The organism is Corynebacterium genitalium ATCC 33030 (assembly GCF_000143825.1).
Classification (GTDB): Bacteria; Actinomycetota; Actinomycetes; order Mycobacteriales; family Mycobacteriaceae; genus Corynebacterium; species Corynebacterium genitalium.
Genome location: NZ_CM000961.1, coordinates 469,312 through 493,240 on the forward strand (window position 1 = coordinate 469,312; position 23,929 = coordinate 493,240).

Annotated in this window: 22 protein-coding genes, 2 tRNA genes and 1 other RNA gene; 9 read left to right on the forward strand and 16 right to left on the reverse strand. The window is 61.9% G+C overall.

What is annotated here, in order from left to right:
• Nucleotides 1-26: 26 nt before the first annotated feature.
• Nucleotides 27-1,418 carry an FtsX-like permease family protein gene (locus tag HMPREF0291_RS02225; RefSeq protein WP_005287298.1) on the reverse strand — a complete coding sequence of 464 codons (1,392 nt, stop codon included), beginning with the start codon at nt 1,416-1,418 and terminating at the stop codon, nt 27-29.
• The gene (locus tag HMPREF0291_RS02230) at nt 1,415-2,089 is read right to left on the reverse strand and encodes an ABC transporter ATP-binding protein (RefSeq protein WP_005287301.1); all 675 of its coding nucleotides are present in this window, start codon (nt 2,087-2,089) and stop codon (nt 1,415-1,417) included. The genes HMPREF0291_RS02225 and HMPREF0291_RS02230 overlap by 4 nt, the downstream gene beginning before the upstream one ends.
• Before the next feature lie 83 nt (nt 2,090-2,172).
• Here HMPREF0291_RS02230 and HMPREF0291_RS02235 point away from each other — a divergent pair, with 83 nt between their 5' ends.
• Both HMPREF0291_RS02235 and HMPREF0291_RS02240 read left to right on the forward strand, forming a co-directional pair.
• Entirely contained in the window at nt 2,173-2,859 is a 687-nt protein-coding gene (locus HMPREF0291_RS02235) for a sensor histidine kinase (RefSeq protein WP_005287303.1), read from the forward strand.
• Entirely contained in the window at nt 2,847-3,494 is a 648-nt protein-coding gene (locus HMPREF0291_RS02240; protein ID WP_005287305.1) for a response regulator transcription factor, read from the forward strand. Before HMPREF0291_RS02235 ends, HMPREF0291_RS02240 begins: the two co-directional genes overlap by 13 nt.
• Before the next feature lie 18 nt (nt 3,495-3,512).
• Here the strand turns inward: HMPREF0291_RS02240 and HMPREF0291_RS02245 are convergent, their stop codons facing one another.
• The 3 genes from HMPREF0291_RS02245 to ffs all read right to left on the reverse strand — a co-directional run bounded on the left by HMPREF0291_RS02245 (nt 3,513) and on the right by ffs (nt 5,515).
• Nucleotides 3,513-4,034, reverse strand: coding sequence for a suppressor of fused domain protein (locus HMPREF0291_RS02245; protein ID WP_005287308.1), 522 nt, complete (start codon nt 4,032-4,034; stop codon nt 3,513-3,515).
• Nucleotides 4,034-5,305, reverse strand: coding sequence for an aminotransferase class I/II-fold pyridoxal phosphate-dependent enzyme (locus tag HMPREF0291_RS02250; protein ID WP_005287311.1), 1,272 nt, complete (start codon nt 5,303-5,305; stop codon nt 4,034-4,036). The genes HMPREF0291_RS02245 and HMPREF0291_RS02250 overlap by 1 nt, the downstream gene beginning before the upstream one ends.
• A gap of 113 nt (nt 5,306-5,418) precedes the next feature.
• Nucleotides 5,419-5,515: signal recognition particle sRNA small type (gene ffs / locus HMPREF0291_RS11405), an RNA gene on the reverse strand.
• A gap of 153 nt (nt 5,516-5,668) precedes the next feature.
• On the opposite strand from ffs, the gene HMPREF0291_RS02255 reads away from it, so the two are divergent.
• Nucleotides 5,669-5,757: transfer RNA gene (locus tag HMPREF0291_RS02255), tRNA-Ser, on the forward strand.
• Between the two features lie 114 nt (nt 5,758-5,871).
• Nucleotides 5,872-6,369: a glycosyl-4,4'-diaponeurosporenoate acyltransferase CrtO family protein gene (locus HMPREF0291_RS02260; RefSeq protein ID WP_040424010.1), complete on the forward strand. Its 498-nt coding sequence runs from the start codon at nt 5,872-5,874 to the stop codon at nt 6,367-6,369.
• A gap of 18 nt (nt 6,370-6,387) precedes the next feature.
• On the opposite strand, the gene HMPREF0291_RS02265 is transcribed toward HMPREF0291_RS02260, so the two are convergent.
• The 5 genes from HMPREF0291_RS02265 to HMPREF0291_RS02285 all read right to left on the reverse strand — a co-directional run bounded on the left by HMPREF0291_RS02265 (nt 6,388) and on the right by HMPREF0291_RS02285 (nt 13,412).
• Nucleotides 6,388-7,110: an RraA family protein gene (locus tag HMPREF0291_RS02265; protein ID WP_005287318.1), complete on the reverse strand. Its 723-nt coding sequence runs from the start codon at nt 7,108-7,110 to the stop codon at nt 6,388-6,390.
• A gap of 97 nt (nt 7,111-7,207) precedes the next feature.
• Complete coding sequence (locus tag HMPREF0291_RS02270) at nt 7,208-10,282, reverse strand: prealbumin-like fold domain-containing protein (protein WP_156774783.1); 3,075 nt, start codon at nt 10,280-10,282, stop codon at nt 7,208-7,210.
• A 346-nt stretch (nt 10,283-10,628) separates the two neighbouring features.
• The gene (gene gluQRS / locus HMPREF0291_RS02275) at nt 10,629-11,552 is read right to left on the reverse strand and encodes a tRNA glutamyl-Q(34) synthetase GluQRS (RefSeq protein WP_005287324.1); all 924 of its coding nucleotides are present in this window, start codon (nt 11,550-11,552) and stop codon (nt 10,629-10,631) included.
• Nucleotides 11,549-12,361: a nucleotidyl transferase AbiEii/AbiGii toxin family protein gene (locus HMPREF0291_RS02280; protein WP_005287327.1), complete on the reverse strand. Its 813-nt coding sequence runs from the start codon at nt 12,359-12,361 to the stop codon at nt 11,549-11,551. The genes gluQRS and HMPREF0291_RS02280 overlap by 4 nt, the downstream gene beginning before the upstream one ends.
• Complete coding sequence (locus HMPREF0291_RS02285; protein WP_005287329.1) at nt 12,348-13,412, reverse strand: type IV toxin-antitoxin system AbiEi family antitoxin; 1,065 nt, start codon at nt 13,410-13,412, stop codon at nt 12,348-12,350. Before HMPREF0291_RS02285 ends, HMPREF0291_RS02280 begins: the two co-directional genes overlap by 14 nt.
• A 142-nt stretch (nt 13,413-13,554) precedes the next feature.
• Here HMPREF0291_RS02285 and HMPREF0291_RS02290 point away from each other — a divergent pair, with 142 nt between their 5' ends.
• Nucleotides 13,555-14,211 (forward strand): queuosine precursor transporter, encoded by a 657-nt coding sequence (locus HMPREF0291_RS02290; protein ID WP_156774784.1) that lies wholly within the window; start codon nt 13,555-13,557, stop codon nt 14,209-14,211.
• Between the two features lie 7 nt (nt 14,212-14,218).
• On the opposite strand, the gene tgt is transcribed toward HMPREF0291_RS02290, so the two are convergent.
• From tgt to HMPREF0291_RS02320, 6 genes are all read right to left on the reverse strand, one after another.
• The gene (tgt, locus tag HMPREF0291_RS02295; protein WP_005287335.1) at nt 14,219-15,472 is read right to left on the reverse strand and encodes a tRNA guanosine(34) transglycosylase Tgt; all 1,254 of its coding nucleotides are present in this window, start codon (nt 15,470-15,472) and stop codon (nt 14,219-14,221) included.
• Entirely contained in the window at nt 15,469-17,868 is a 2,400-nt protein-coding gene (locus HMPREF0291_RS02300; protein ID WP_005287338.1) for an MMPL family transporter, read from the reverse strand. The genes tgt and HMPREF0291_RS02300 overlap by 4 nt, the downstream gene beginning before the upstream one ends.
• An 87-nt stretch (nt 17,869-17,955) precedes the next feature.
• Nucleotides 17,956-18,043 (reverse strand) — tRNA-Ser (locus tag HMPREF0291_RS02305).
• 56 nt (nt 18,044-18,099) lie between these two features.
• On the reverse strand, nt 18,100-18,312 hold the full coding sequence (locus HMPREF0291_RS02310) for a CsbD family protein (protein WP_005287340.1): 213 nt from the start codon (nt 18,310-18,312) through the stop codon (nt 18,100-18,102).
• Between the two features lie 93 nt (nt 18,313-18,405).
• Nucleotides 18,406-18,894: a nucleoside deaminase gene (locus HMPREF0291_RS02315; RefSeq protein WP_370687268.1), complete on the reverse strand. Its 489-nt coding sequence runs from the start codon at nt 18,892-18,894 to the stop codon at nt 18,406-18,408.
• Nucleotides 18,895-18,901: 7 nt separating this feature from the next.
• Complete coding sequence (locus HMPREF0291_RS02320; RefSeq protein ID WP_005287348.1) at nt 18,902-19,390, reverse strand: tRNA adenosine deaminase-associated protein; 489 nt, start codon at nt 19,388-19,390, stop codon at nt 18,902-18,904.
• Nucleotides 19,391-19,429: 39 nt separating this feature from the next.
• On the opposite strand from HMPREF0291_RS02320, the gene HMPREF0291_RS02325 reads away from it, so the two are divergent.
• The 4 genes from HMPREF0291_RS02325 to HMPREF0291_RS02340 all read left to right on the forward strand — a co-directional run bounded on the left by HMPREF0291_RS02325 (nt 19,430) and on the right by HMPREF0291_RS02340 (nt 23,877).
• Nucleotides 19,430-20,473, forward strand: coding sequence for a prephenate dehydrogenase (locus tag HMPREF0291_RS02325; protein ID WP_005287351.1), 1,044 nt, complete (start codon nt 19,430-19,432; stop codon nt 20,471-20,473).
• A gap of 146 nt (nt 20,474-20,619) precedes the next feature.
• A complete protein-coding gene (locus HMPREF0291_RS02330) occupies nt 20,620-21,885 on the forward strand; it encodes a quaternary amine ABC transporter ATP-binding protein (RefSeq protein ID WP_005287354.1) in 1,266 nt (421 codons plus the stop codon).
• Nucleotides 21,885-22,766: an ABC transporter permease gene (locus HMPREF0291_RS02335; RefSeq protein WP_005287358.1), complete on the forward strand. Its 882-nt coding sequence runs from the start codon at nt 21,885-21,887 to the stop codon at nt 22,764-22,766. The genes HMPREF0291_RS02330 and HMPREF0291_RS02335 overlap by 1 nt, the downstream gene beginning before the upstream one ends.
• Nucleotides 22,767-22,971: 205 nt before the next feature.
• Nucleotides 22,972-23,877 (forward strand): glycine betaine ABC transporter substrate-binding protein, encoded by a 906-nt coding sequence (locus HMPREF0291_RS02340; RefSeq protein WP_005287360.1) that lies wholly within the window; start codon nt 22,972-22,974, stop codon nt 23,875-23,877.
• Nucleotides 23,878-23,929: the final 52 nt, after the last annotated feature.

The following is a 23,929-nucleotide window of genomic DNA, read 5'->3' on the forward strand; positions in this document are numbered from 1 at the left end:
CCGGACACTGTCGCCGACCTCAGTGTTTAGTCGTTCAGCCGGCCCGTCTCCGCGAGAACCTTGGTGCGCAGCGGCCCGGTTGCCGCCACCGCTGCGACGCAGCCGAGGAAGGCCAGCAGAATCAATGCGGCGAACAGTGCGAGATGCTTGCCGACGTCCGCGTAGACCACGACGACGATCGACCCCATGAGTGCGCCCATACAGAACCCCATCACCATCGCGAGAAGCATGGGCACGCCGACTTCACGCACCGCGGTGCGGGTGTGGAAGCTCGTCGGTGCACCGATGAAATAAAGCGCCTGGGTCAATTGCTTCTGCTCAACAACGGACAGCGACTGGGTGAGCAGGGTCGAGGCGGCCAGCAACACGGCACCGAAGACCGCCGTGATCGCCAGGCCTGTACTGATATCCGTGGTCATCATCGCAGTGGCCGGATCGACTTCTAACACCGGGACCGATGCGGCCCAGCTGCCGACACCGGCGATGAGAGACACGAAGAACAACGCTGTCACCCGCTTCCACGTGGTGCGCACCCCGCGGCCAACTCTTCTGGTGGCCACGTAGTTCGCGGCACCGGGCATTCCGTAGCTCAGACGCGAGATGAGCTGAATCATCCCTACCGCGATGACCCCATTGATCACCAGAATGAAGCCGACAATCATAAGCACCATGGCGAATTCGAGCGCATCCGAACCTGGTGTAATAGAGAGCCTGGAGAGCACACGGTAGAGCGCAATAGCCGCAATCACCGACAGGACGAGAACAACGACGCTTTGGCCCTTGGGCGGGACTTTCCGGGCCACGCCGAGCGGGGTGATGGCCACCCGGCGCAGCGCCAGCCAGACGGAACCAGCGGCGAGAACCAGCACCAGTAGCCATACTGCAGGCACGAGCCACCACGTGAACATTTCCCACGTGCCGATGCGCTTTTTCTGCAGGGTCAGCAGCGACCACGCAGGCACCGTGGCTAGGTAGAGTGCCGTGCCGAGCACCAATCCGACGGCCGCCTGCCGCAGCGCGTCGAGGGTCATCATGCCGCGCACCTGGCGCGCAGTTGCGCCGATGAGACGCAGCGCGGCCAACTGTTCTTCCCGCCCGCCCAGGTTCGTGCGCGCGGCCTGGGTGAGCAGGCCTAGCAACGTAGGCAGCAAGAGAATGCCGGCGAACAGGGCGAGAAACACGTAGCTCGAAGAGAACGGCGTTCCAAACTCTTCAGCACCTGCAGCAATCTCCGCGTGGGGGTTGCGGTGCCGCTCAAAGAACATCCATGTGCCGCCGGCAAGGGTCAACAGCATCCACGTGGACAGGGTGAACGCCGCCAGGGACAAAGCCCCTACCCAGCGCTCGCCGCTGTTGCGCTGCGCCCGGGCGTCGCGCGACTGGGACCGTGCAGCTTTCATCAAGGTCGTTGCGCTCATGCCGCCGCCTCCGAGTGGATCAAGCCGTCGCGGATTTCAATCCGCCGGTCGCACCATGCGGCGATGTTCGGGTCGTGGGTGACCAGTACCAACGTCACCCCGGCTTTGCGCGTGATCGCGGTGATCTGCTGCATGACCTCGTGCCCGGTTGCTTGGTCCAGCGCGGCGGTCGGCTCATCGGCGAAGACGACCAGCGGCGGACCGCCGAAAGCGCGGGCGATGGCGACGCGCTGCGCCTGGCCGCCGGAGAGCTGGCCGGGAAAACGGTCCACAAAGTCACCCATGCCCAGCCTGCCGAGAATGTCGGCTGCCGCGGCGTGCGCGTCCTTCTGGGGTGTGCCGCGCAGAATCTGCGGCAGCGCCACATTCTCCTTCGCGGTCAGCTCGGGGAGGAGTTGCCCGTCCTGGAAGATGAAGCCGAAGTGGTCGAGGCGGAGTTCGGAACGCTCGGCGTCGTTAAGCGATGCGATATTGCGCCCGTTGAAGAGGATCTCGCCGGTATCCGGCACAAGCACCCCCGACATGCAGTGCAGCAGGGTCGACTTGCCCGAGCCGGACGGTCCCATGATAGCCACCGACTGGCCGGCCTCGACGGTGAGGCTGATGCCTTCTAGAACCCGTTGTTGGGTGAATGATTTCGTGATGTCGCGTAGTTCAAGCATGCTTTCCATTTCACCTCCGGCTGCAGTCACGGACCATGGTGCGGACTCCCGAATAAGGGTAGTGCCAGCACTACCCCGCTACTGTGTGACACATGTGGCGCAAACAGAACCACGAAGCAGCCTCAGCCGCGGCGATCCACCAACTCACGGCGTCGCGGCGCAGGATCGCAGAAGCGTACGAAATCGAGCGGCTGCGTATCGAGCGCGACCTCCACGACGGCGCGCAACAGTACTTCGTTGCTGCCGCCATGAAACTCGGGGAGGCACGACTTGAGGTGGACTCGCCGCTGCTTGACGACGCCGCACGCGACCTCACCGAAGGCCTTCAAGTACTGCGGCGCACCGTCCGCGGGATTCACCCGCGCGAGCTCACCGACCGTGGCCTTGTCGCAGCGATCGAAACGGCGGCTGCCCAATACGGCCCGCACGTCTCTGTGCGCGCCCCGCATGCCCTTCCGCGTATCGACGCCTCCGTCCTCGCCGCCGCCTACTTCTTCACCGCCGAGGCACTGACCAACGCGGCGAAGTACGCGCCCGGCGCAGCTGTGGACGTGCTGATCACCAGCGACCGCACCCTCAACGTCGCAGTCACCGACAGCGGCGACGGTGGCGCCCATTTCCGCCCTGGCGGCGGGCTGGACGGGATGCGGGAACGGATCGCAGCTTTCGGCGGATCCGTCGAGCTCAACTCGCCGAGCGGCGGCCCCACGACTGTCATCGCGCGGATCCCGCTGCTCCTCTTCCGCGGTGAAAGCGGGGTGGCGCAATGCGGATCGTGATCGCGGATGACTCTGCGCTGCTGCGCGAAGGTGTCGCCGGGCTGCTCACCCGGCGCGGGCACGAGGTGGTCGGACAGGTCAGCGATGCGCCGTCGCTGGCAGGGGTCGTGGATGAGCAGCGCCCTGACCTCGTGATCACAGACGTGCGGATGCCGCCGGACATGCGTGACGACGGCCTGCGCGCCGCCCTCACCCTCCGCGAAACCTTCGGAGCCGTCAACGTGCTGGTGCTGTCTCAGTACGTCGCCGCGACGTACGCGCGCGAACTCTTCGCCGGCGGTGGCGGCGGCACCGGCTACCTGCTCAAAGACCGTGTGGCCGAGGTCAAGGACTTCGTTGCCGCCTGTGAGACTGTCGCCGCAGGAGGAGTCGTGATCGACCCGGACGTCGCCGGCGCGCTCATGGCCGCGAGCTCGCGGTGGCTGACTACCCTCACCCCGCGGGAGCGCGAGGTCCTCGAGCTCATGGCGGAGGGGTTGTCGAACGCAGAGATCGCCGGCAAGCTCTACCTCTCCGGTGCTGCGGTGGCGAAGCATGTCTCGTCGATCTTCGCCAAGCTGGGCTTGCACCCCGACACGGAGAACCGGCGCGTGCGCGCGATCTTGATGTACCTGTCGGAACGCGGCGTGGGCTAGTGGTGGGCTAGTCGTGAGCTAGTCCCGTCCCCAGTCTGCAAGATCGGTCCGCCGGCGGCGCAAACGGCGCTCCAGCACGTCGGGGCCCTGCCCGGAGACGATCTCATACTCATCGTCGGTGAGCAGCACCAGTTCCAGCAACAGAGTCATCTGCCCAGGCTCCGTGAATGTCGGTGTCCCCTGGTCGAACAGCTGGGGTTCGCGCAGGAGGCCGTGGTGGACGGTGAGGTCGGGATCGTCGATAAGCTGCGGCAACAGTTCCCCAGGCTGTGCGGGATTCGCGGCGTCACGCAGCGTGTTCCACGTCCCCGCGAGCGCCATCGCGCGCTGCTCTGGACTTCCTCCCCCGCACACCAGCTCGCACCGCACGGACGTGACCCCGTCGGAGTCGAGGGTCAGGCCCGTGTCCTCCGCGCTGAAACCCACCGTTGCGGCCAGCGGCATTGCCTGCGCCAGCGCGATCGGGAACCCGGCGAGTTCGCGCACTTCAATCGGGCCGACGACATTCGTCAGCCACTCAATGGTCTCTTCGGGTGCCACTAGCGCTCGAGCTTCTCCAGAGCGGCGAGCAGGACGCAGGTGGCCACGCCGTCCATGGCGGTGCGGACCTCATCCAGCGGAGGCAACGACGGCGCCAGGCGGATGTGGCGGTCATTGTCGTCCTTGCCGTGCGGGAAAGCGGAACCCGCCTTGGTCAAAGTGATGCCGGCTTCCTTGGCCAGCTCCCAGACGCGGGTGGCGGTGCCGTCGACGACGTCGAGGGAGATGAAGTAACCGCCCTCCGGCTCCGTCCAGCGCGCCACGTTGTACTCGCCGAGGCGGTTCCGGAGGGTCTCCAGCACAGCCTCGAACTTCGGGGCCAGCGACTGGGCGTGCTTGCGCATTACGTTGCGCACGCCATCGGCGTCGCCGAAGAACTTCGCGTGGGCCAGCTGGTTGACCTTGTTCGGGCCGATTCCACGGATCCCCGCGATAGAGGCGTACCAGTCCAGGTTCTCTGTCGAAGAAGCGAAGAACGCGACACCGGCACCGGCGTGGGTGATCTTGGAGGTCGAGCTCATCACCCAGAAACGGTTCGGGTTGCCAGCCTCCTCGGCGATCGACAGCACATCGATGATCGGCGGGAACTCATCTTTGAACGTGTGCACGGCGTACGCGTTGTCCCACACAATGCGGAAGTCCGGCGCGGCTGTCTCCATCGTGGCGAGCTTGCGCGCAACCTCCTCCGACACAGTCGCACCCGTCGGGTTGGAGTACATCGGCACGACCCACACGCCCTTCACAGCCGGATCCTTTGCCAGCTCGGCAATCGCATCGGCATCAGGGCCGTCCTCCAGCATCGGCACGTTGACCATGTCGAAGCCGAACTTCTCCGTGATAGCGAAGTGACGGTCGTAGCCCGGCACCGGGCAGATCCACTTCACTGTCTCCTCTTCGCGCCACGGACGCTCCGAGTCATTGTTGCCGAAGGTGTAGGACCAGGAGATCAGGTCGAACATGATGTTCAGCGACGATGAATCACCCGCGTACAGGTTCTCCGGGTTGACTCCGATGAGCTCGCCCCAGATCTCGCGAATGTCCGTGATGCCCTGCAGGTTGCCGTAATTGCGCACGTCCGTGCCCGACTTGTCGGTGTAGTTTTCGCGGCCCGGCAGCTCCAGCAGTTCGTTGGAGAAGTCCAGTTGCTCCGACGACGGCTTACCGCGCGTCAAGTCCAAGTTGAGGTTACGGGCCTTGAGCGCCTCGTACTCGCCGCGCACCTGCTGCGCGAGCTCGTCGCGAGCTGCCTGATCAAGATCCAGAAGGGACATTGGCGATCACATCCTTTGCGTTCGGCTAAACGGGGAATGGGTAAGTTTAATTTGCCACGTCCAGCGTACCCGCGATCAGCGGACGGACACCGCCCCCGAGCGTGTACGCGCAAAATAAAGGGACCTCACGCACCTGCCAGAGCTCGCTGACCCTTGCTGCGTTCCCGCCCTGGGGGAGTTCACAAGATAAGCACCGCGTGAGATCCTGCGCACCAGCTTATCGTTTCGGGCAAGCCGATTCAAAAACCACGCCTACCTGCACCCAACCCGGTTCCGCCCGGGGATTTTGTACACCGTCTCCAATCGGTTAAAGTGGTTGCTCGACGCTGTTCACCGCCTTGCGGTGAGCAGAGCAACGTCGCTGGAGGATTCGACTAGCGGCCTATGTCACACGCCTGGAACGCGTGCGGGTTTCACGACCCTCGTGGGTTCAAATCCCACATCCTCCGCCACACGAAATGCCCTGCCTGCATTGTTCAGGGCAGGGCATTTTGCTTATCGACGCCCCCGCTGCCCCCAGCTTTAAACTGACAACCTATGTCCATCAGTGCGCAGGCGGCGTTGGCGTGATCGCCGTAGTCATAACGGTGGTTGCCGTCGGGGGCCTTGTCATTGTCGCTGATGCGACGAGCGCCCACTCCGCAATCTTCGTCCTCATGGTGACTCTCACGGGATTCGGATGGGCGCCGTTCGTCGGCAATTCGCTAGAGCGCTATATCCCGCACTCCCTGTGGGATCGAATGTCCATGTCACACGAAACCTCTCGTCGATGGGGAGTCTCGCAGTTCAATTCTCTCCTATCGCGGATCGGCTGGAACAAGCTCATCTTCGCTATGCGGGAGGATAGCGCGACCGGAGAGGGAGACCGCTGGGACCCACGACACATGAAGTCGGCCGCTGCTGGCCATGGGTGGGGGTTCCTGCTTCATGCCGCGACCGCAATCTGGGCTGGCGCGTCCGGAGGGTGGGTGGCTTTGATAGTCCTTCTGCTGGCCGGGGTTGTCCTCCACTTCTACCCGGTTCTGCTGCAGATTCGTGTGCTGACCCGCTTGCGTGAACGCTAGTCCTGCACCCCTAAGGGTTTAGCGCTCCTCGTCGACTTCCTCTTCTGTTTCGGGAGTGACAGTGCCCGGGTTATCCTGGCCGATGTCACCGCGCCTCTTGGCGGGCACCCATTCCTCGCTGATCTTCCGGAAGAAGTCCTTCTCTTTCTTTTCAGAATCGGCGATGTTGTCGAGGACTTCCTGGATGCGGCCGGCAGGGACGACAGTGACACCGTCGTTGTCGGCGATGATGAGGTCCCCGCCTTTGACCACCGTGCCAGCGCAGGCGACCGGGTAGCCCACCTCCGCCGGGCCGAAACGAGTCGGACCCATCGGCGTCGTACCGGTGGCGAAGACCTGCAGGCCGTACTCTTCCAGATCGTTCACATCGCGGACAGGTCCGTCGACGACGCAGCCGAGCACGCCCGCTTCCACCATCATGCGGGCGATCTGGCCGCCGATGATGGCCGATCCGTCAGCTCCGCGGGCGTTGATGACGAAGATGTCGCCCTCTTGCGCGTCGTCAAGCGCGCGCCACACGCCGAGATTGTCACCAGGGGTGCAGTTGATCGGGAATGCGTTGCCGATGGCGCTGCCTTCGCCGGTGATGCGGCGGATCCGGCCCGCCATCGTGGTCAGGTGGCCGAGAGTGTCACCCACGACGGCGGCTTCGGCATCGTGGAGGCGGTTCAGGGTGGACAGGTCGTAGCGCTTCCAAGGGTCATTGACACGGACGTTGGACAGATCAGCATCGAAGAGCATGCGCCCCACTGTATGCACAACTGCCACGGTGGGGAGAGCCCCATAATTGGGCTTTCGCCAGGTCAGTCACGCCAGACGAACGGTTCGCGCGGCAGCGCTAGATGAGAAGCCGTCTCCTGGCACCCTGAGAGTCATTAATCACGGACATACTTCCCAGAGCCAGCAACAAGAGCCCAAATGCGCCTAAACGGTGCACACCGGGACCGCCAGTTTTCGGTAGTTGTGGCTGCTCAACATTGACAACTGTCAGAGCAACACCATCCACGCCACCCGCATCTCGGACCTTTTGAGCTTTCGGATCATCTGGGGGAAGCGCCACTCCGACGCTCGTCGGTTGACTCAATAGCTGGAGTTGGGAGCGACCATCCTGCCCGCGGGTGATCATGAACTCAATCGGTTGCGCAAGCCGAAGGTAGCCCGGAGGCGCTTGCGTCTCTACCAAAAGGTACGGTTTGTCGAATTCCAGGCCACTGACCGAGTAGCCGCTCGCCGGGTTAGGGACGATGTCTGAAACCTTCGCGCCCAGTCCATCGGCAGCATTCTCGTCCTTTTCATGAAGCGCGAACTTAGCTCCATCGAGCAGCTCCAAGTTGTCGCGTCCGTCATTATCGGCCATCTTGAACAGCGCCAACGAGGTTTTCTCTGCCCCAGTAGAGTTGCTGAACCTACACGTCACGGCCTGCAGGCCGGGGTTTGAAGGAATCGTCAGCCTACTCTCGATGTCAGACCTATCAGTCAGGTCTGACAGTGCTTCCGTCGGAACCACTGTCCCGTTCGCGGACCACGCATGGCCTTCAACACATTTGAGCGCGGACGAATACTGCTCAGTGTGCTCCTTGGCTAGCTTCTCGCCGTCTCCATCGCGGAACCCCTCAAAGATCCCGTACGTTTCACCACGTTTGACATAGCTAAAAGCAACCTGGTCCTGCAGCCCGGTCTCAGGCGTTGATGCCGTAACGGCCCCCTCCAAATAGGTGCGCCTATTCGTCAGCGATGACGGGTCTCGATAGGCCCCCAGTTGGAATTGGTCATCGTCTTCGACACGATCGCCCGTGACCTCTTTTTCGATCCGTAGAATCAATTCATTAACCGGGCCCGAATCGTAAATCGAGGTGGCTCCCCACAGAGATTGGTTCGGTTTAAATATTCCGTACGGAGTGCTTTCAACCGTTGCTTTTAATTCATCACCCTCAAGGTCGTATCCACCCTCTCCATCCGAGACAAAGTGAGACCACACAAGACCGGAGTTGGCAACGCGATCGTGAGTTCCCTCCGTTTGCGTCGAAAGAATGTACTCACCAAAGCGGCCCATGCCATAAGTTGGGCGGGGAAGGTTTCCTATAATTTCTCCTTCCTTGCTACGCCCCGCATCCGGGTTACCTGGCTCCAAAGCCGGCCAGCGGACAATAACGGACTCAGATCTGGAAAATCCCGAGTCAGTAGTGCCGGCTCCAAACAGGCTTCCGTCTGACCCCACGAAGAAGTCACCTGCAGACGAAACTTCTTTTCTTCCGATATTTGGCCATCGTTGTTCCATTTCTTTAATGTCTGCGCCAAGCTCGCATGCAGAATTCAAAGCTGGATCTTTCACACACGACGGATCGAGCTTCCAAATGGGACTGTATCCCTTAGTTGTCTTCGGTGTAGAGAAGAGTAGCTTGCCATCGTAGTCAAAGGTCAAAGAATTGAGCTGCCCACCATCTGTCAAAGCGCTACCGGCCGCAGATGCTCCCAGGTTGAACGAACCTCGGCCTACGTGAGCACCGGTACGAGCATCGTATTTATCCATGACGAAACCGTTAGAGTTCGTAGATTGACCCACAAACTGGACGGCGTAAAGGTATTTGCCGTCCTTAGTCACCGCGATATCGCCGTACCCGAGTTTGGCGGGAAACTGCCGACCGATCCTTATCGACCCTAAATCCGGGGAAATGTCGTACCTAGTGAACTGGGACGCAGTATTCACCCAATAGGTATGTTCTGTCGGGGTTCCGGAGAGCCCAGAATCAGGCTCGACCTCATACCCTTCGCGTGTGAGTTTGTAACGAACCGTGAGGGTGTCGCCGTTCTTAATCGTTGGCCTGTTACTGGAGATTAAGAAGTGAGTGGAAGACCAAACATCGAGAGGTGCGCCCGCTCCCTTTTCGTCCACTGAGTGCTCGACCAACTTCCTGAGCCCCCGTTCCTGCGCAGTCAGCGAATTCTCCGGGTTCGTGTCCTTACTGTCGTTGAGCCACAGATATTCCAACCCCTCGAGCTTGGCCCCTTGTTCGAGAATGAACCAGCCGCGAGGGTTGAATCGAAGCTCGTTGAACGGCCCACCCTGGGGGCTCATGCCGTCTACTTGGAACGTGAAACGAATCGTCGCTACTTTTCCGTCATCTTCTTCCGGCACGATTTCTGTCAGCTGGAAGGTCGGATTTTTACCGAGGGAAAAGTTACTCCCACCACCCTTGTACTCCTGAATCTTCCATATATCCGCTTGCGGATCGTCTGCCGCTGCATACTGTTGGCTTCGGAAGAGCTCTGGGGAGATGGAAAGCTCGCTGTCGAGAGCCTCATCAGCCGTTTCCAGGCGCCACGACTGCCCGCTGAGGACACTTCCTGCATCCACCTCGACATCCACTTCAACCAGGTTCGTGTCGGTCACGTGAGTTGGGCGTTGAAGGCTAATGATTTGCCTATCCTGATCATCAACGCCTTCTGATACCTCAACTTCATCCGAGTTGAAACGCGCCTCTACCGCGTTCACTTGGGCTCCGGCATCTTGGCGGACGAGCCTGATGTATTCATCTTGACCCAGCTCGGCGGAAGACACCTTACTAGCGAGTGTGTACAGAAGTTTCCCCTCGGCATTGGATCCCTTGGGAATCGAGATGACATCACCAAAGCGCGCCGAGTTCAACGAATCAATGGTTTGATCTCCGGCACTCGGCGTTCGGTCGTCGGGCGCATCGCTCCCAGCCGCAGTCCCGCCACCGTTATCTCCCATTCCGTCAGCCGGCATATCCAAGGGAGTTTCTCCCGCATCGGAAACAGATGCTTCGTCCGAGGCCGACTCGGTTGCGGTTTGGGAGACCGCAACCGGCGCAACACTACCGATAAGCAGGGCACCGACAACCGAAACTGAACATAGTAACCCCCGTACACGAGTATGTGAACGTTTGGTCATAGTCCTAGCTCCTTTAGTTTTCGGCATCTGGCCGCTCCTAAAAATGTCGGCTGCAGGTCCGGGTGGACAGTATCGTTTAGGCAGGGAAACCTCTTTTGCGATCTCTCTGAGGGTGGTAATCGTGGTCGAAGCTAACCCACCCCTTGCAGCATGTCAATTCCCTGTGATACCCCTCACCACCAGCGTAAAGAAGACTTAAGAATGGACTTAATTCCCGTTATTTTAGCGCTTTACGTTCGATTGAAACCCCCTAGCATTCTTCGGAGTCGCTTCTCACAATGGCGGTTAATGCCCCCGTAGGAATAAGCGAGCAAAAGTATTCAAGCGCGCTGTCTCGGTGCTGTTCTCAGTCGCACCAGACGAACGGCTCGCGCGGAAGCGCTTCCGGATCGAATTCCTGGAGCAACAAGGCCATGTCCGCGCCTGGGTAACCCAGCGACTCTGCGATCGCGCCTGGGACGTCCACGGCGCCAGCGTTCATCTCGCGCAGCGTGACGGCTCCGTCGCGCTTGGCTAGCCTGCGCCCCTCCTTGTTCACCACCAGCGGCACGTGCACGTATTCCGGCTCGGCGTATCCCAGCTCGTGCGCCAGGTAGGCCTGCGCCGGGGCGGAGGCGAGCAGGTCATCCCCGCGCACTACCTGGTCGACACGCTGGTCGCCGTCGTCCACGACCACCGCGAGGTTGTAGGCCCAGTCCCCTGCCTGCGCCTGTTCAAGGTTGCCGCCGCGGCGCAAGATGACATCGTCGACGGGGCCGGTGAACTCGCCGTGATAGAAGTCCCGCACCGTCCACTGCTCCGCCTGGGACTTCAGGCGAAGAGCGGGAAGGCGGTTTTCGGCGCGGAGGAGGGCACGTTTCTGGACGCGGGTCTCGTCGTCAAGCTCTCTGCACGTGCCTGGATACATGCCGGGCTGAACATGCGGGGCGGACGCTGCTTCGCGGATGTCGCGGCGCGTGCAATAGCACTCGTAGACCAGGCCTTTTTCGGTGAGCGTGGCGAGTGCGGCCTCGTACGCCTCGGAGCGATTCGACTGGTAGATGACCGGCTCGTCCCACTCGATGCCGACCGCCGCGAGGTCCTCGAGCTGGCGCCGGGCCGATTCCGCCGACGACCGCTCCGAATCAACATCCTCCACCCGCATGTAAAATCGTCGGCCCGATTGGCGCGCGAACAACCACGCCAGCACCGCAGTGCGCAGGTTGCCAAAGTGGAGATCACCGCTGGGGCTGGGGGCGTACCGGCCGGCGGGGGCATCGAACGGGGTCATATGCTCATACCTCTGATCCCCTCGTTGAGCCCGTCCAACAGAGAATCTACTTGGGCTCGCCTGCGATCCTTTGGGAGAGAGTGTTCACCACGACAGGTCAACTCTTTGGCAAGGAGTTCAATGCCATTCTCAGGCTCACGCTCGAACCTCTCATGCAGAATGGACGCGGCCTCCACACCCAGCTCTACGGCTACATCTGCCCCGAGGACGAAAGCGGCCAGTTGGTCATCTGGGAAAATTTCCTCCGGCTCCCGGTATTCCAAGAACCGATCAAACAGTCGTTCAGCTTGAGGCTCTCCGTACCAAGCCATGATCAGGGCGAGGTCATAAGCGTCTTTGTAGTTCCCCTTCAGATAGCGGTCTAACCATGCATGCAGCTTTAAAGCCGCTAGACCAGGAACAGTAGGAATCTTGATCTGCATACCGTTAGACAACGTGTGGAGGTCTGCATTATCAAACGCTTCCTGAAATCCGGCGACATTCATTTGGATCCCGTCATCTGTGACGACAGTCCCAGGAGGGGTCTCCAAGGGCCCAAAGGGCACCAGATCAACAGCGATATCACCGATCTTCACCTCTTGCCAGGCGCTCGAGTGTGGTGAGAACGCAGAACGGAGAGCCAAAAAGGCACCCCAATCTTCAACCGCAAGGCCTAAATCCACATCCCCGGTGGCGCGAGCCGGTTCCGCGTTGCGGAAACTGGACTGGTGAATGTCACGACAGGCCGCCCCAACGACCATCACGCTATCGAGTGAAATAAACTCCCCCACCTGCTCTAAGACAGTGCAAATATGTTCATCGTTGTGCATCGATATCCCTAAGCAACTGCGCTCTGATGGTTTGCGACACTTCGACCAAGCGAGGATCACGAGTCGCTGCGAGGTCAGCAATCAGGAGGATGCGCGGGGCAACCGACCATCCGTGCATGTCCGACTCAGAATCGATCACCCGCTGAAGATCAGGTGCCCACGGTTGTGACCAAAAGGCCCTCCGAACGAGCACATTCCCTTGCGGATCGTTGCGCATCCTTGAGTCTTTTATCAAGCTCTTCAGATCATTTCGATGATCGACGTACAACGTGACAGAGTCGCCACCGCGCACCAATTCCGGAACAGCCGCTTCCCCGCTGACCCAGCCACGTGGATCTATGTCTCCCAGGCGAGACAGCTCAGCTTTCCCGTGGAACAACTCAAGACGCTTCCCGAGACCTGTCGAGTAAGCGTCCACCCACGTGTCCACCAATGTCTGCACCTTGTTGGGCGTGAAGCTGAATCCGCTGCCCGATTCGAACAAATACCCCGTCTCCTTCAACAGGGAAAGCGTTTGCGAGGTCGTTCCTACAGAAGTGTCTGAAGCCTTCGCCAATAGCCGGGTCGGTTTGCCGAGCAGCTCCGGAAACGACAAAAGCACAGCTATCACTTGCGCACGCCGCGGTGTGAACAAGTTTTGCGCCGAATTCACTGGACCAGAAAGCTCCCCGCCTCTCGCCCTTCCGGAGCTTTCGGGGGCGCGAGTCCGGCCTCGGATATCCACAAATATCGGACCCTCATTGACGAAACAGTTGCCCCGCGCATCGAGGTACATAATGTTTCTCTGGCGCAGCGATTCAGCGACTGCAGGAGTGATGTTCTCCGATAAAAGAAGGAATCGCTCCCCCGTCCGTTGCTCTGGAAAATACTTAGACGGCAGTGCTCCCATGAAACCCACCACCGGGTAAGCAACCGCTTCCGGATCCCGAACGTCGATGAGATTAAGGAGGCCTGAAGGCGGCTCAGATCCGAACTCAGATCTAAGCTCCAGTCGGACCGGCAGCCCTTCGAGCGCAAGAACCCGATTCGCAGCGTCGATTTCACGCAACATAGCAATCAAATTAACATCCAGACGCCCTCATCGCTCATTTTAATTGAACGTTCATTTTTACTGAACGTTCCAAGTTCATAAACGCTAGCCACTTATGCACGCGATCGGGTTAAAGCTAGAGATGTGTGCAAAGATCATGCGCATGAGTCATCCCGTTTCGCGGTCCCCGTACCCCTACCTGCTCGCAGTGTTTTGCGCGGTGTTCCTGATTTCCAACATCACCGCGCAAAAGGGCGTGCAGATCGGCCCGCTGATCACTGACGGCGCGTTCTTCCTCTTCCCCATCTCCTACGTGATCGGTGACGTTATCGCCGAGGTGTACGGCTTCAAAACCGCCCGGCGCGCCGTGTTCACCGGTTTCGGCATCGCGGTGCTCGCCGTGGTGTCTTTCTACATTGCAATCTGGCTCCCGGGCGCGCCGTTCTACGACATGCAGGACACTTTCGAGGCGGTCCTCGGCCTGTTGCCGCGCATCGTCGTCGCGTCGCTGACCGGTTACGTCGTTGGCCAGCTGCTCAACGCGTGGGTCCTGGAGAAGATGAAGGACCGCTTCGGCACCGACAACCTGTGGGCCCGCCTGATTGGCTCCACCATCGTCGGCGAATTCGCTGACACGTTCCTGTTCTGCTCCATTGCGGCCGGGGTCATCGGCATCGACTCCGCGGGCGCGTTCATTAACTACGTCGCTGTCGGGTTCTTCTGGAAGACTTTCATTGAGATCGTCCTGCTGCCGATCACCTACCCGACCATCGCTGCCGTGCGCCGGAAAGAAAAGGAAGTCAGCTCGACGACGGCCTAGCAGCCCCTTATCCGCGCCCCGCGTAGTACCGCCCCAAGAATTCGTCGCGGTACTCATAGAACCTGCCCTCGTCGATGGCAGCGCGGATATTGTCCACCAGCCGCAGCATGAACTCGAGGTTGTGCAGGGTGCATAACGTGCCGGCGAGGAACTCCTTCGCCTTGAGCAGGTGGTGGATGTAGGCGCGAGAGTAGTTCTCGGAGACGTAGCCGCCGAACTCCTCGTCAATGCCGGTGAAGTCGCGTTTGAAGCGGGCGGCCATGAGGTTCATTCGCCCGTCGAGGGTGTACACGCCGCCCCGGCGGCCGAGGCGGGTCGGCGCGACGCAATCGAAGGTGTCGGCACCGTTCTCGATGCAGGTGAACAGGTCGTCGGGTTCGGAGATGCCGAGCATGTGGCGCGGTTTGTCCTCGGGAAGCTCGTCGGTGACCCAGCTGGTGATGGTGCCTAGAATCTCCTTTTCCAGCGCGCCGCCGATACCGAAGCCGCCGAATCCGCGTCGAGCTTCCGCGCGAGCCTCCTCGTCCAAGGCGAGCAGCCCGCGCACTGCTTGGCGCCGCAGATCCTCGTAGTTCGCGCCCTGCACCACGCCCCACAACGACTGCAGCGGCTTACCCGGGCGCGCCAGCGTGAGCCGGTTGTGCTCCTCAAGGCAACGCTGCGCCCACAACCGCGTGCGCTCCACGGAGTGCTCTTGGTAAGCGCGCGTATCGACGAGCGTCGTCAGCTCATCGAACGCGAACATGATATCCGCACCGAGCTGGTGCTGGATCTGCATCGACTTCTCCGGGGTGAAACGGTGGGCGGAGCCGTCGATGACGGATTTGAAGTCCACGCCGTCGTCGTCGACACGCGCCATGCGGTCTTTGTTCGCGGCGCGGATGTCGCTCTCGGTCAGGTCGGTGATGTCCATCGCGAGGATCTTTTTGAAGCCGACACCCAGGCTCATCACCTGGAAGCCGCCGGAGTCGGTGAATGTCGGGCCGCGCCAGTTCTCAAACGCCGCCACTCCCCCGGCCTCGTCGACAATGTCGGATCCGGGCTGCAGGTACAGGTGGTATGCGTTGGACAGAATCGCCTGCGCGCCAGCCGCCCGCACCTGCTCCGGGGTGAGCGTTTTCACCGTCGCTTTCGTGGCCACGGGAATGAACGCGGGCGTGCGGATGTCGCCGTGCGGAGTATGGATGACGCCGGTGCGGCCGTTCGCGCCGTCGAGACGCGTGCCCAGGGTGAAGCTCAGATCCACGCTCTGTTCTGTCATGCGTGGACTCCTCGTTCCTCGAACTGCTTCTCCAGTGCTTCACCCTCAACATCCAGGTTGGGCAGGATGCGGTCGAGCCACCCCGGCATCCACCACGTCGCCGTACCCAGGATGAACATGGTGGCGGGGACAAGCGCCATGCGGACGAAGAATGCGTCGAAAAGCACGGCGGCGCCGAGCGCGAAGCCGAAGATCTGGATGAACGGCAGCGGCTGGTCGATGAAGGCGACGAAGACGGCGATCATGATGATCGCGGCGGCCGTGACCACGCGCGCACCGCGCACAAAGCCCTCCACCGTGGACTTTTCGACGGCGGCGAGCGTCGCCTGTGAATCGCCGCGCGCGCCGTGCGAACGCGCCCCGGTGTACTCCTCCCTCATGCGTGTGACCAGGAAGACTTGGTAGTCCATCGCCAGGCCGAACGTGACGCCGATGAGGAGGATGGGCAGGAAGGACAGGATCGGACCCGGCGTGTTCACCAGCCCAAACAGGCCGTACTGGAAGAACGCGACCGTGACGCCGAACGCCGCGCCGACGGAGAGCAGGAAGCCCAGCCCCGCGACCAACGGCACCATGAGGGACCGGAACACCAGCACGAGCAGGATCACCGCCAGGCCCACGACAATGCCCAGGTAGAGCGGCATCGCGTCGGCGAGCTCTTCGGTGATGTCCATCTGCACGGCGGTGAACCCGGTCAGGCCGATGTCAGCGCCGGTGGCGTCGGTGATCTCGCGGTCGACCTCGCGCAGCGCGTGCGCGGTATCCACGGTGTAGGGATTATCCGGGCCGGTGGTGGGCGTCGCCAAGATCTGCGCGGCGGTCATGTCCTCGTTGACCGCGATGAGCTGCGCGTGGGTGATGCCGTTGACGGATCCAGCGCGCTCCATCGCGTAGAGGAAGGTCGACAGCTGCGCCTTATTCTCCTCCTCATCCGGCAGCACGTTGACGTAAGGCTGCAGTGCCTGGGCGTCGGCGTTCACGTCGTGAGCGTCGACGATCAACAGGAAGGGCGCATTGACGCCCTCACCGAAGCCCTCCGCCATGAGGTCGGCGGATTTACGCTGCGTGGTGTCCAGGTTGGAGTTGGAGTCCGACGGCAGCGACATCTCCATCCCGAGCACCGGCACCGCGAGCGTGCCCAGCACGAGCACGACGCTGGCCATGACCAGAGCAGGTGCGCGCTTGATCGCGTTCACCCACGACCTGCCCAGGGACCTTTCCTGCAGGTTCTTGCCGGGCCGGTCGCCGGGGCCGGGGTTGCCGGCCACACCGGGAATCTTCGCGGCGAACATCTTGTCGCCCAGCGCGCCCATGAGTGCGGGCAGCAGCGTGATAGCCACGAGCACGGCGATCGCAACAGTGACGGCGGCGGCAATGCCCATCCAGGACAGGAACTCGATCTGCGCCAGCAGCAGGGCAATGAGTGCTGTGAACACTGTCGTGCCGGCGAAGACGACTGATGACCCGGCTGTGCCCACCGCCAAACCCGCAGCTTCCGGGCCAGGTAAACGGGTGCGCTCGGTCTTGTAGCGCGACAGGATGAACAGCGCGTAGTCAATGCCGACGGCCAGGCCGATCATGATGGCCATCGTCGGTGTGACCTCGTTCAGGTCGACCCAGTGCGTAGTCATGAGGATGAGGAACACGCCGAGCCCCACGCCCAGCACCGCGGTGATCACCGGCATGCCGGCCGCGATGAGCGAGCCGAACGTGACAATCATGACCACGAATGCGATCGCAATGCCGACGATTTCCGAGGTGGCCTTGATCTCGATCGGGTCGCCGTAGCCCGGCCCGCCTGCCTCCACCTGGAGGCCTTTGTCGCGGGCGAGCTCCATTGCCTCCGCGACGACTTCGCGTTCTTCGGCGCTCACCTGCATCGACGTTTCGGCGCCGAATTCGAAGGTGGTGTAGCCGATGCGGCCGTCGTCGGACAGCAAGCGCACATTGTGGGCGTCGGCCTTGGCGCGCTCCTCCGGCATGCCCATGTCCGTCATCATGGACACGATCTGTTCGGTTTGGGCCTTGTTGACCGTGACCGGGTTGCCGAAGCGGTCTGTGCCGGTGAGCCCGTCGAGGTTGTCCTCGATGTAGGCGATGGTCTCGTCAATCGCCGCCATGTTGTGGGCGGCGTCCAAGCGCTGACCCTCCTGCGCGGCGAAAACGAGGTTGACCGACGGGGCTTGGACCGGATCGCTCTGGTCAGGAAAGTTCTCGTTCAGCGAGTACAGCGCGTCAATCGACGGCGTGCCCGAGATTTCGAAGTCGCTCGTCAGCGGCTTCATTAGCGTCAACGCCCCAACAAGACCAGCGGCAAACAACAGCAGCCACGCGACGATGACCTTCCATTTGTTCAGGAAGGACCATTTGCCGAGCCGGTAAAGAAACGTCGCCACATGTACCTTTCAAAAAAGTTCGGAGCCTGGGTGCGATTCAGCCTGTTGTCGACTGAATATTACCCAAACTCCGAACTTCAAAATTTTTGGCGGTAGCGGCGGGATTTGAACCCGCGGAGGTTTTACCCTCACTCGCTTTCGAGGCGAGTACCTTCGGCCGCTCGGACACGCTACCGCAGAACAGACTAACGGCAACGTGACCGGCGAACCAAATTCGCCTTAAGGGGCTACTTAAGCCTCGTCGCGCTTGTCCTGGACCTTGCCAGCGACCTCGTTGAACTTGTCCTTAGCAGCGTCACCAGCGTCGGACAGCTTCTCCTTGATGTCGCCGCCGAGCTGGTCAGCCTTGCCCTCGTTCTTCAGCTGGTCGTTGTCGGTAGCGTTGCCGAAAGCTTCCTTAGCGTCGCCCTTCAGCTGGTCTGCCTTGCCTTCAAAATCAGCCATGATCTTCTCCTTTATCTAAGTGAGTTTCGCTTACGTCGCCCATGGTAGAGAAAGTCGGCTGTGGCGTGGGTAACGATTTCGTTTCAATCGCCTTCAAGCTCGCCCATCGGCCGTGTGACCACGGACTTCACGCGCAAAGAAGTCCCGCATCAGTGAGGCGGTTTCAGTCTCCAGCACGCCTCCGCGCACTTCGACGGTGTGGAGATGAGGCGGGTCACGCAAGACGTCGATAAGCGATCCGACAGCTCCCGTCTTCGGCTCGTACGCGCCGAAGACCAGCGATTGCACGCGCGCGCCCAGGATTGCGCCGGCGCACATGGTGCACGGTTCCAACGTGACCACGAGCTCGCAGCCATCCAAACGCCAGGTTCCCAGTGCCTGCGCCGCCTTTCGCGTGACGACGACCTCCGCGTGCCCCACCGGATCCCGATCCGTTTCACGCCGGTTCGTCCCGGTGGCAATCTCTTCACCGTCCGGGCCGTAGAGGACAGCACCGACGGGAATGTCGCCGATGGGTGTGGTCCGGGCGACCTCGATGGCGCGGCGCATCCGCTCCTCGGCCTGTGCCTGTCGCCGGCTCACCGCGGGATCACCGCCTGATCACGCGGTCCAGTTCGTCGGCAAAGCCGAGTTCGTCCGCAATGGAGTCGATGATGGTGGAGGGGTCGGCGGAGGTGTCGTCGATAAGCACTGCGAGCACCTGCTCGGAGAGACCAACGTCTTCCAGAATGGCGAAGTCGCCGTCCGCCCACCCGTCGACATTGTCCAGCTCATCCGGATCGATGTCCGGGATGTCAATGCCTGCCTGGTCGAGGATCTCCGCAGCGAAATCATCGTCCACGCCCATCGTCGCGTCCGAAATGAGCACGCGCACGTCACTCGGGCCGGGGCGCACAATGACGAGGTACTCCTCCTCGACGTTCAGCAATGCGAAAGCAGCGCCCTCGCTACGCAGGTTGCGGACCGCCTTCACAGCGGTGGACAGGTGCTCGAAGTCATCGTCGAACCCTGCGACAACCCACTCGCCACCACGCATGGCCACGGTCACCGCGTAGCCATCCTCAAACTCTGCACCCATGCCTAGTCAGACTACCCGCGTTGTGGAACACTTGTCAGGGTGAACGGCCACAATCTGAGCAAGCGCGAACTCCCCCCTACCTGCGTGATCGGGCTAGGGCTCATCGGGGGATCCATCATGCGAGATCTGGCCGCCGCCGGCGTAGATGTCTACGGCTACAACCACTCCCGCTCCGGCGCACGCGCCGCCTCCCGCGAGGGTTTCGACGTCCACGATGACCTTTCCAGCGTGCTGTCCCGCGCCGCCTCCGACAACGCCTTGATCATTGTCGCCGTGCCGATGCATGCCGTGGAAGATGTGCTCGACGGCATCGCCCTGTACGCCCCGAACTGCGGGGTGACAGATGTGGTGAGCGTGAAGAAGTCCGTTTACGATCTGATCCGCGAGCGTGGCATGCAGCTGCGCTACGTTGGCGGGCACCCCATGTCCGGCACCGAAGATTCCGGCTGGGGCGCCTCACGCGAAGGCTTGTTCACCCGCGCGGCCTGGGCCGTCACCTACGACTACGCCGTCGAGTGCGACAACGCAGGTCGCCGAGTGCCGGCGGACTGGATCGAGCTGTTTGCCGACGTCTGCGAGCTCGCCCGCATCTGCGGCGCGGAAGCCGTGCCGGTGTCTGTGGCTGCCCACGACGAAGCTGTCGCACGGGTCTCCCACCTGCCCCACGTGCTCGCCGAGGCGCTGGCCATCGTCGGTGACCGTGGCGGCACCCTCGCCCAGTCGCTGGCGGCTGGGTCCTTCCGCGGAGCGACCCGCGTCGCCGGTACCGAGCCCGGACTCGTGCGCGCGATGTGCGAGACCAACGCCGATGCCGTGGTGAAAACTATCGACGAGATCTTGGTCCTCCTGCAGGATGCCCGCGACTCCCTCGCCGACCCGGACCGCCCCTCCATCGAGCAGCTCGCCGGTGCCGGCTACCGCGCCGCCACCCGGATGGGCGCACGCAAGGGCGCCCGCGCCGAATCCGTGTCCCCGGTGAAGATCTCCTCGCGCCCCGTCATGCGCATCCAGCTCGGCGCCCCCGGCTGGGTCAAAGCACTGCGGCAAACCGAGTCGCTCGGCGGGCGCATCGACGTCTTCTAGTCCACGCGTGCCCTCGTTTATGCCCCCGTTTCATCGTGCGGCATGCCGTGATCTCCACGCTCTGAGCTCGATACTGGGTGAAGTGTGTGGAAAGATGAAATCCCTGAAGAACCTGAATTTTCAGTGTAATTTTTCTGGAGGCATGCATGACAACGATTTCAGCCCGGGGACTCTATAAAGTCTTCGGCAAAGATCCGCAGAACGCGATCGCCGCCCTTGAAAACGGCGCGAGCCGCGAAGAACTAATGGAAAAGGGCAGCACAGCCGCCGTCATCGACGCCTCTTTCGATGTGGAGCCGGGCGAGATTTTCGTCATCATGGGCCTGTCCGGCTGCGGCAAGTCCACGCTCATCCGCATGGTCAACGGACTCTTGCCCGCCTCCGGCGGCACCCTAGAGATCGACGGCACCCCGTTGACGGAGATGTCCGAATCCCAGCTGCGCGACCTCCGCCGCGACAAGATCTCCATGGTCTTCCAGCATTTCGCGCTGCTCCCCCACCGCACCGTGCTGCAGAACGCGGCCTACGGCCTGGAAATCAAGGGCGTGTCCAAGGCCGAGCGCGACGAGAAGGCGCACGAGGCGCTGCGCATGGTCGACCTCGACGGATGGGCCGACTACATGCCGGGCGAACTCTCCGGCGGCATGCAGCAGCGCGTCGGCCTCGCCCGCGCGCTCGCTGCGGACACCGATGTCCTGCTCATGGACGAGGCATTCTCCGCGCTCGACCCGCTGATCCGCAAAGACATGCAGGACCAGCTCATCGAGCTGCAGGGCAAGCTGAACAAGACCATTTTGTTCATCACCCACGACCTCAACGAAGCCATGCGCATCGGCGACCGCATCGCGATGATGCGGTCCGGCCGCATCGAGCAGATCGGCACCGCCGAAGACATCCTCCAGAACCCGGCGAATAACTTCGTCGCCGACTTCGTCAAAGACGTCGACCGTGCGCGCGTGCTCACCGCCGACAACATCGCCGAGCAGCCGAAGGAGACCCTCGGCGCAGGCCACGGACCGCTCACCGCGCAGAAACTCCTGCGCGAGACGCAGAACCCGTGGCTCGTCGTTCTCAACCGCGACCGCACGCCCGCCGGCATCGTGTGGGAAGACGCTGTCGCGCGCGCCGTGCGCAACAGCGAGAACGCGCTTCCGCTTAACGACGGCCCGGCAACTCACACCGTCCACAAAGACACCCCCCTTCACGAGCTGTTCCAGCTCGCCGCGGACTCCCCGACCCCGATCGTGGTCACGGACAACGACGGCAAATTCTGCGGTGTCGTCCCACGCGTGACGCTACTGTCCGCCGCATCCACTGAGAGCAGCGATCCCGCCGCGGCGGCCGCCGCCGACGATGCCGATGCCCGCGCTGCAACCACTGCACACACCACGACCAACGAGGTGAACGAGTAATGGACCAGACTTTGATTCCCCGCATCAACGTCGGCGACTGGGTCAACGACGGCATCGACTGGCTCACAGACAACGCCACAGTGCTTTTCAACGCCTTCAGTGCCGTCATGACATTCCTCGTCGAGGGCTTTTCCAACGCACTGTTGTCCATCCCGGTCTTCATTCTGCTGGCCATCCTGGTGCTCATCGCCTGGTTCGTCCGCTCCTGGCGCTTGGCCCTCGGCGCTTTGATCGGCTTCCTGCTGGTGATGGGCATGCGGCAGTGGGAGACCATGCTGCAGACAATGTCGCTGGTGCTCGTGTCCACCCTGACCGCGGTAATCATGGCGATCCCGCTGGGCATCTGGGCGGCGAAGTCGGAGACGGTGAGCAAGATCGTCCGCCCGATCATGGACTTCATGCAGACCATGCCGGCATTCGTCTATCTGATTCCGGCCGTGACCTTCTTCTCCATCGGTGTCGTGCCGGGCGTGTTCTCCACCATCATCTTCGCGCTGCCCCCGGGCGTGCGCATGACGGAGCTGGGCATCCGCCAGGTGGACGAGGAGACCGTCGAGGCCGGCCGTTCCTACGGCGCGACCCCGTGGCAGATTCTGCGCGGCATCCAGCTGCCGCTGGCAGTGCCGACGATCATGGCCGGAATCAACCAGGTCATCATGCTCTCGCTTTCCATGGCCGTCATCGCCGGCATGGTCGGCGCCGACGGTCTGGGCAAAGAAGTCACCGCCGCGATCTCCACGCTGGATGTCGCCCAGGGTGTCGAAGCAGGTCTGGCCGTGGTCATCCTGGCGGTCTACCTCGACCGTCTCACCGCCGCACTGGGCGATTTGAATGCATATAAGTCGTCTCTTTTGACCCAGATCCGGAATCGAAAAAACTAGCGCACTCCGCCCTACCTGTAATTTTCCTTGGCTGAAGATTGGATCATTCTCTATAATTGGTGGAATAACCCCACATCTGCTGGAGAAATGCGCGCGCCGCTTCACCGCTGAATCACTCGGGGTGAGGCGGCGCCGCCTTTTCTGGCGGGGACGGGGGAGGCACGGAGATTTTGTCTTACACAGTCGAAGAAGGGACTTACTTTCAATGACCATCCGTAAAACGCTAGCTACGCTGTCTGCCGCCACGCTCATCTTCGGGCTGACGGCATGCTCCGACTCTGGCGACACCGCTTCGAGCGAAGGGGGCGACGGAGACAAGGGCACCATCACCCTGGGCTACCTGCCGTCCTGGACCGACGGCCTGTCCACCGCTTACCTGCTGGAGAACAAGCTCGAGGCCGCCGGCTACACCGTCGAGCACGAGACCCTCACCGACGCCGCCGTCCTCTACGCCGGCCTGGCCAAGGGCGATATCGACCTGTACCCGTCCGCATGGCCGGAGAAGACCCACGCGCAGTACATGGACAAGTACTCCGACGACATCGAGGACTTGGGCGCCTACTACGACAATGCACTGCTGACCTGGGCTGTGCCGGAGTACATGGAGGACATCAACTCCATTGAGGACCTGAAGGGCAAGGCGGACGACTTCGGCGGCAAGGTCGTCGGCATCGAGCCTGGCGCCGGCCTGACCAAGGCATCCGAGGAGGCCATCACCGAGTACGGCCTGGATGCCGACGGATACTCCTTGTCCACCTCTTCCACCCCAGCTATGCTCTCCGAGCTGCAGACCGCGGTGGACGGCGAGAAGGACATCGTCGTCACCCTGTGGCGCCCGTTCTGGGCCAACTCCAAGTTCCCGGTCAAGGACCTGGAGGACCCGAAGGGCGCACTCGGTGAGCCGGAGTCCCTGCACTGGCTCGCACGCGGCGGCTTCGCCGAGGACAACCCCGAGGTGGCCAAGTGGCTCGAGGACCTGAAGCTCTCCGACGACGAGTACGGCTCCCTCGAGGACACCGTGGTCAACGAGTACGGCGAAGGCAAGGAGCCTGAAGCGATCGAGGCATGGCTGGGCGAGAACCCCGACATTGTCAAGGATCTCGAGAGCTAGTCTTTTGAGTTCCTAGCAGCTCCGCGCTCGCTGCAGCGCAGGGGTAGGCAAA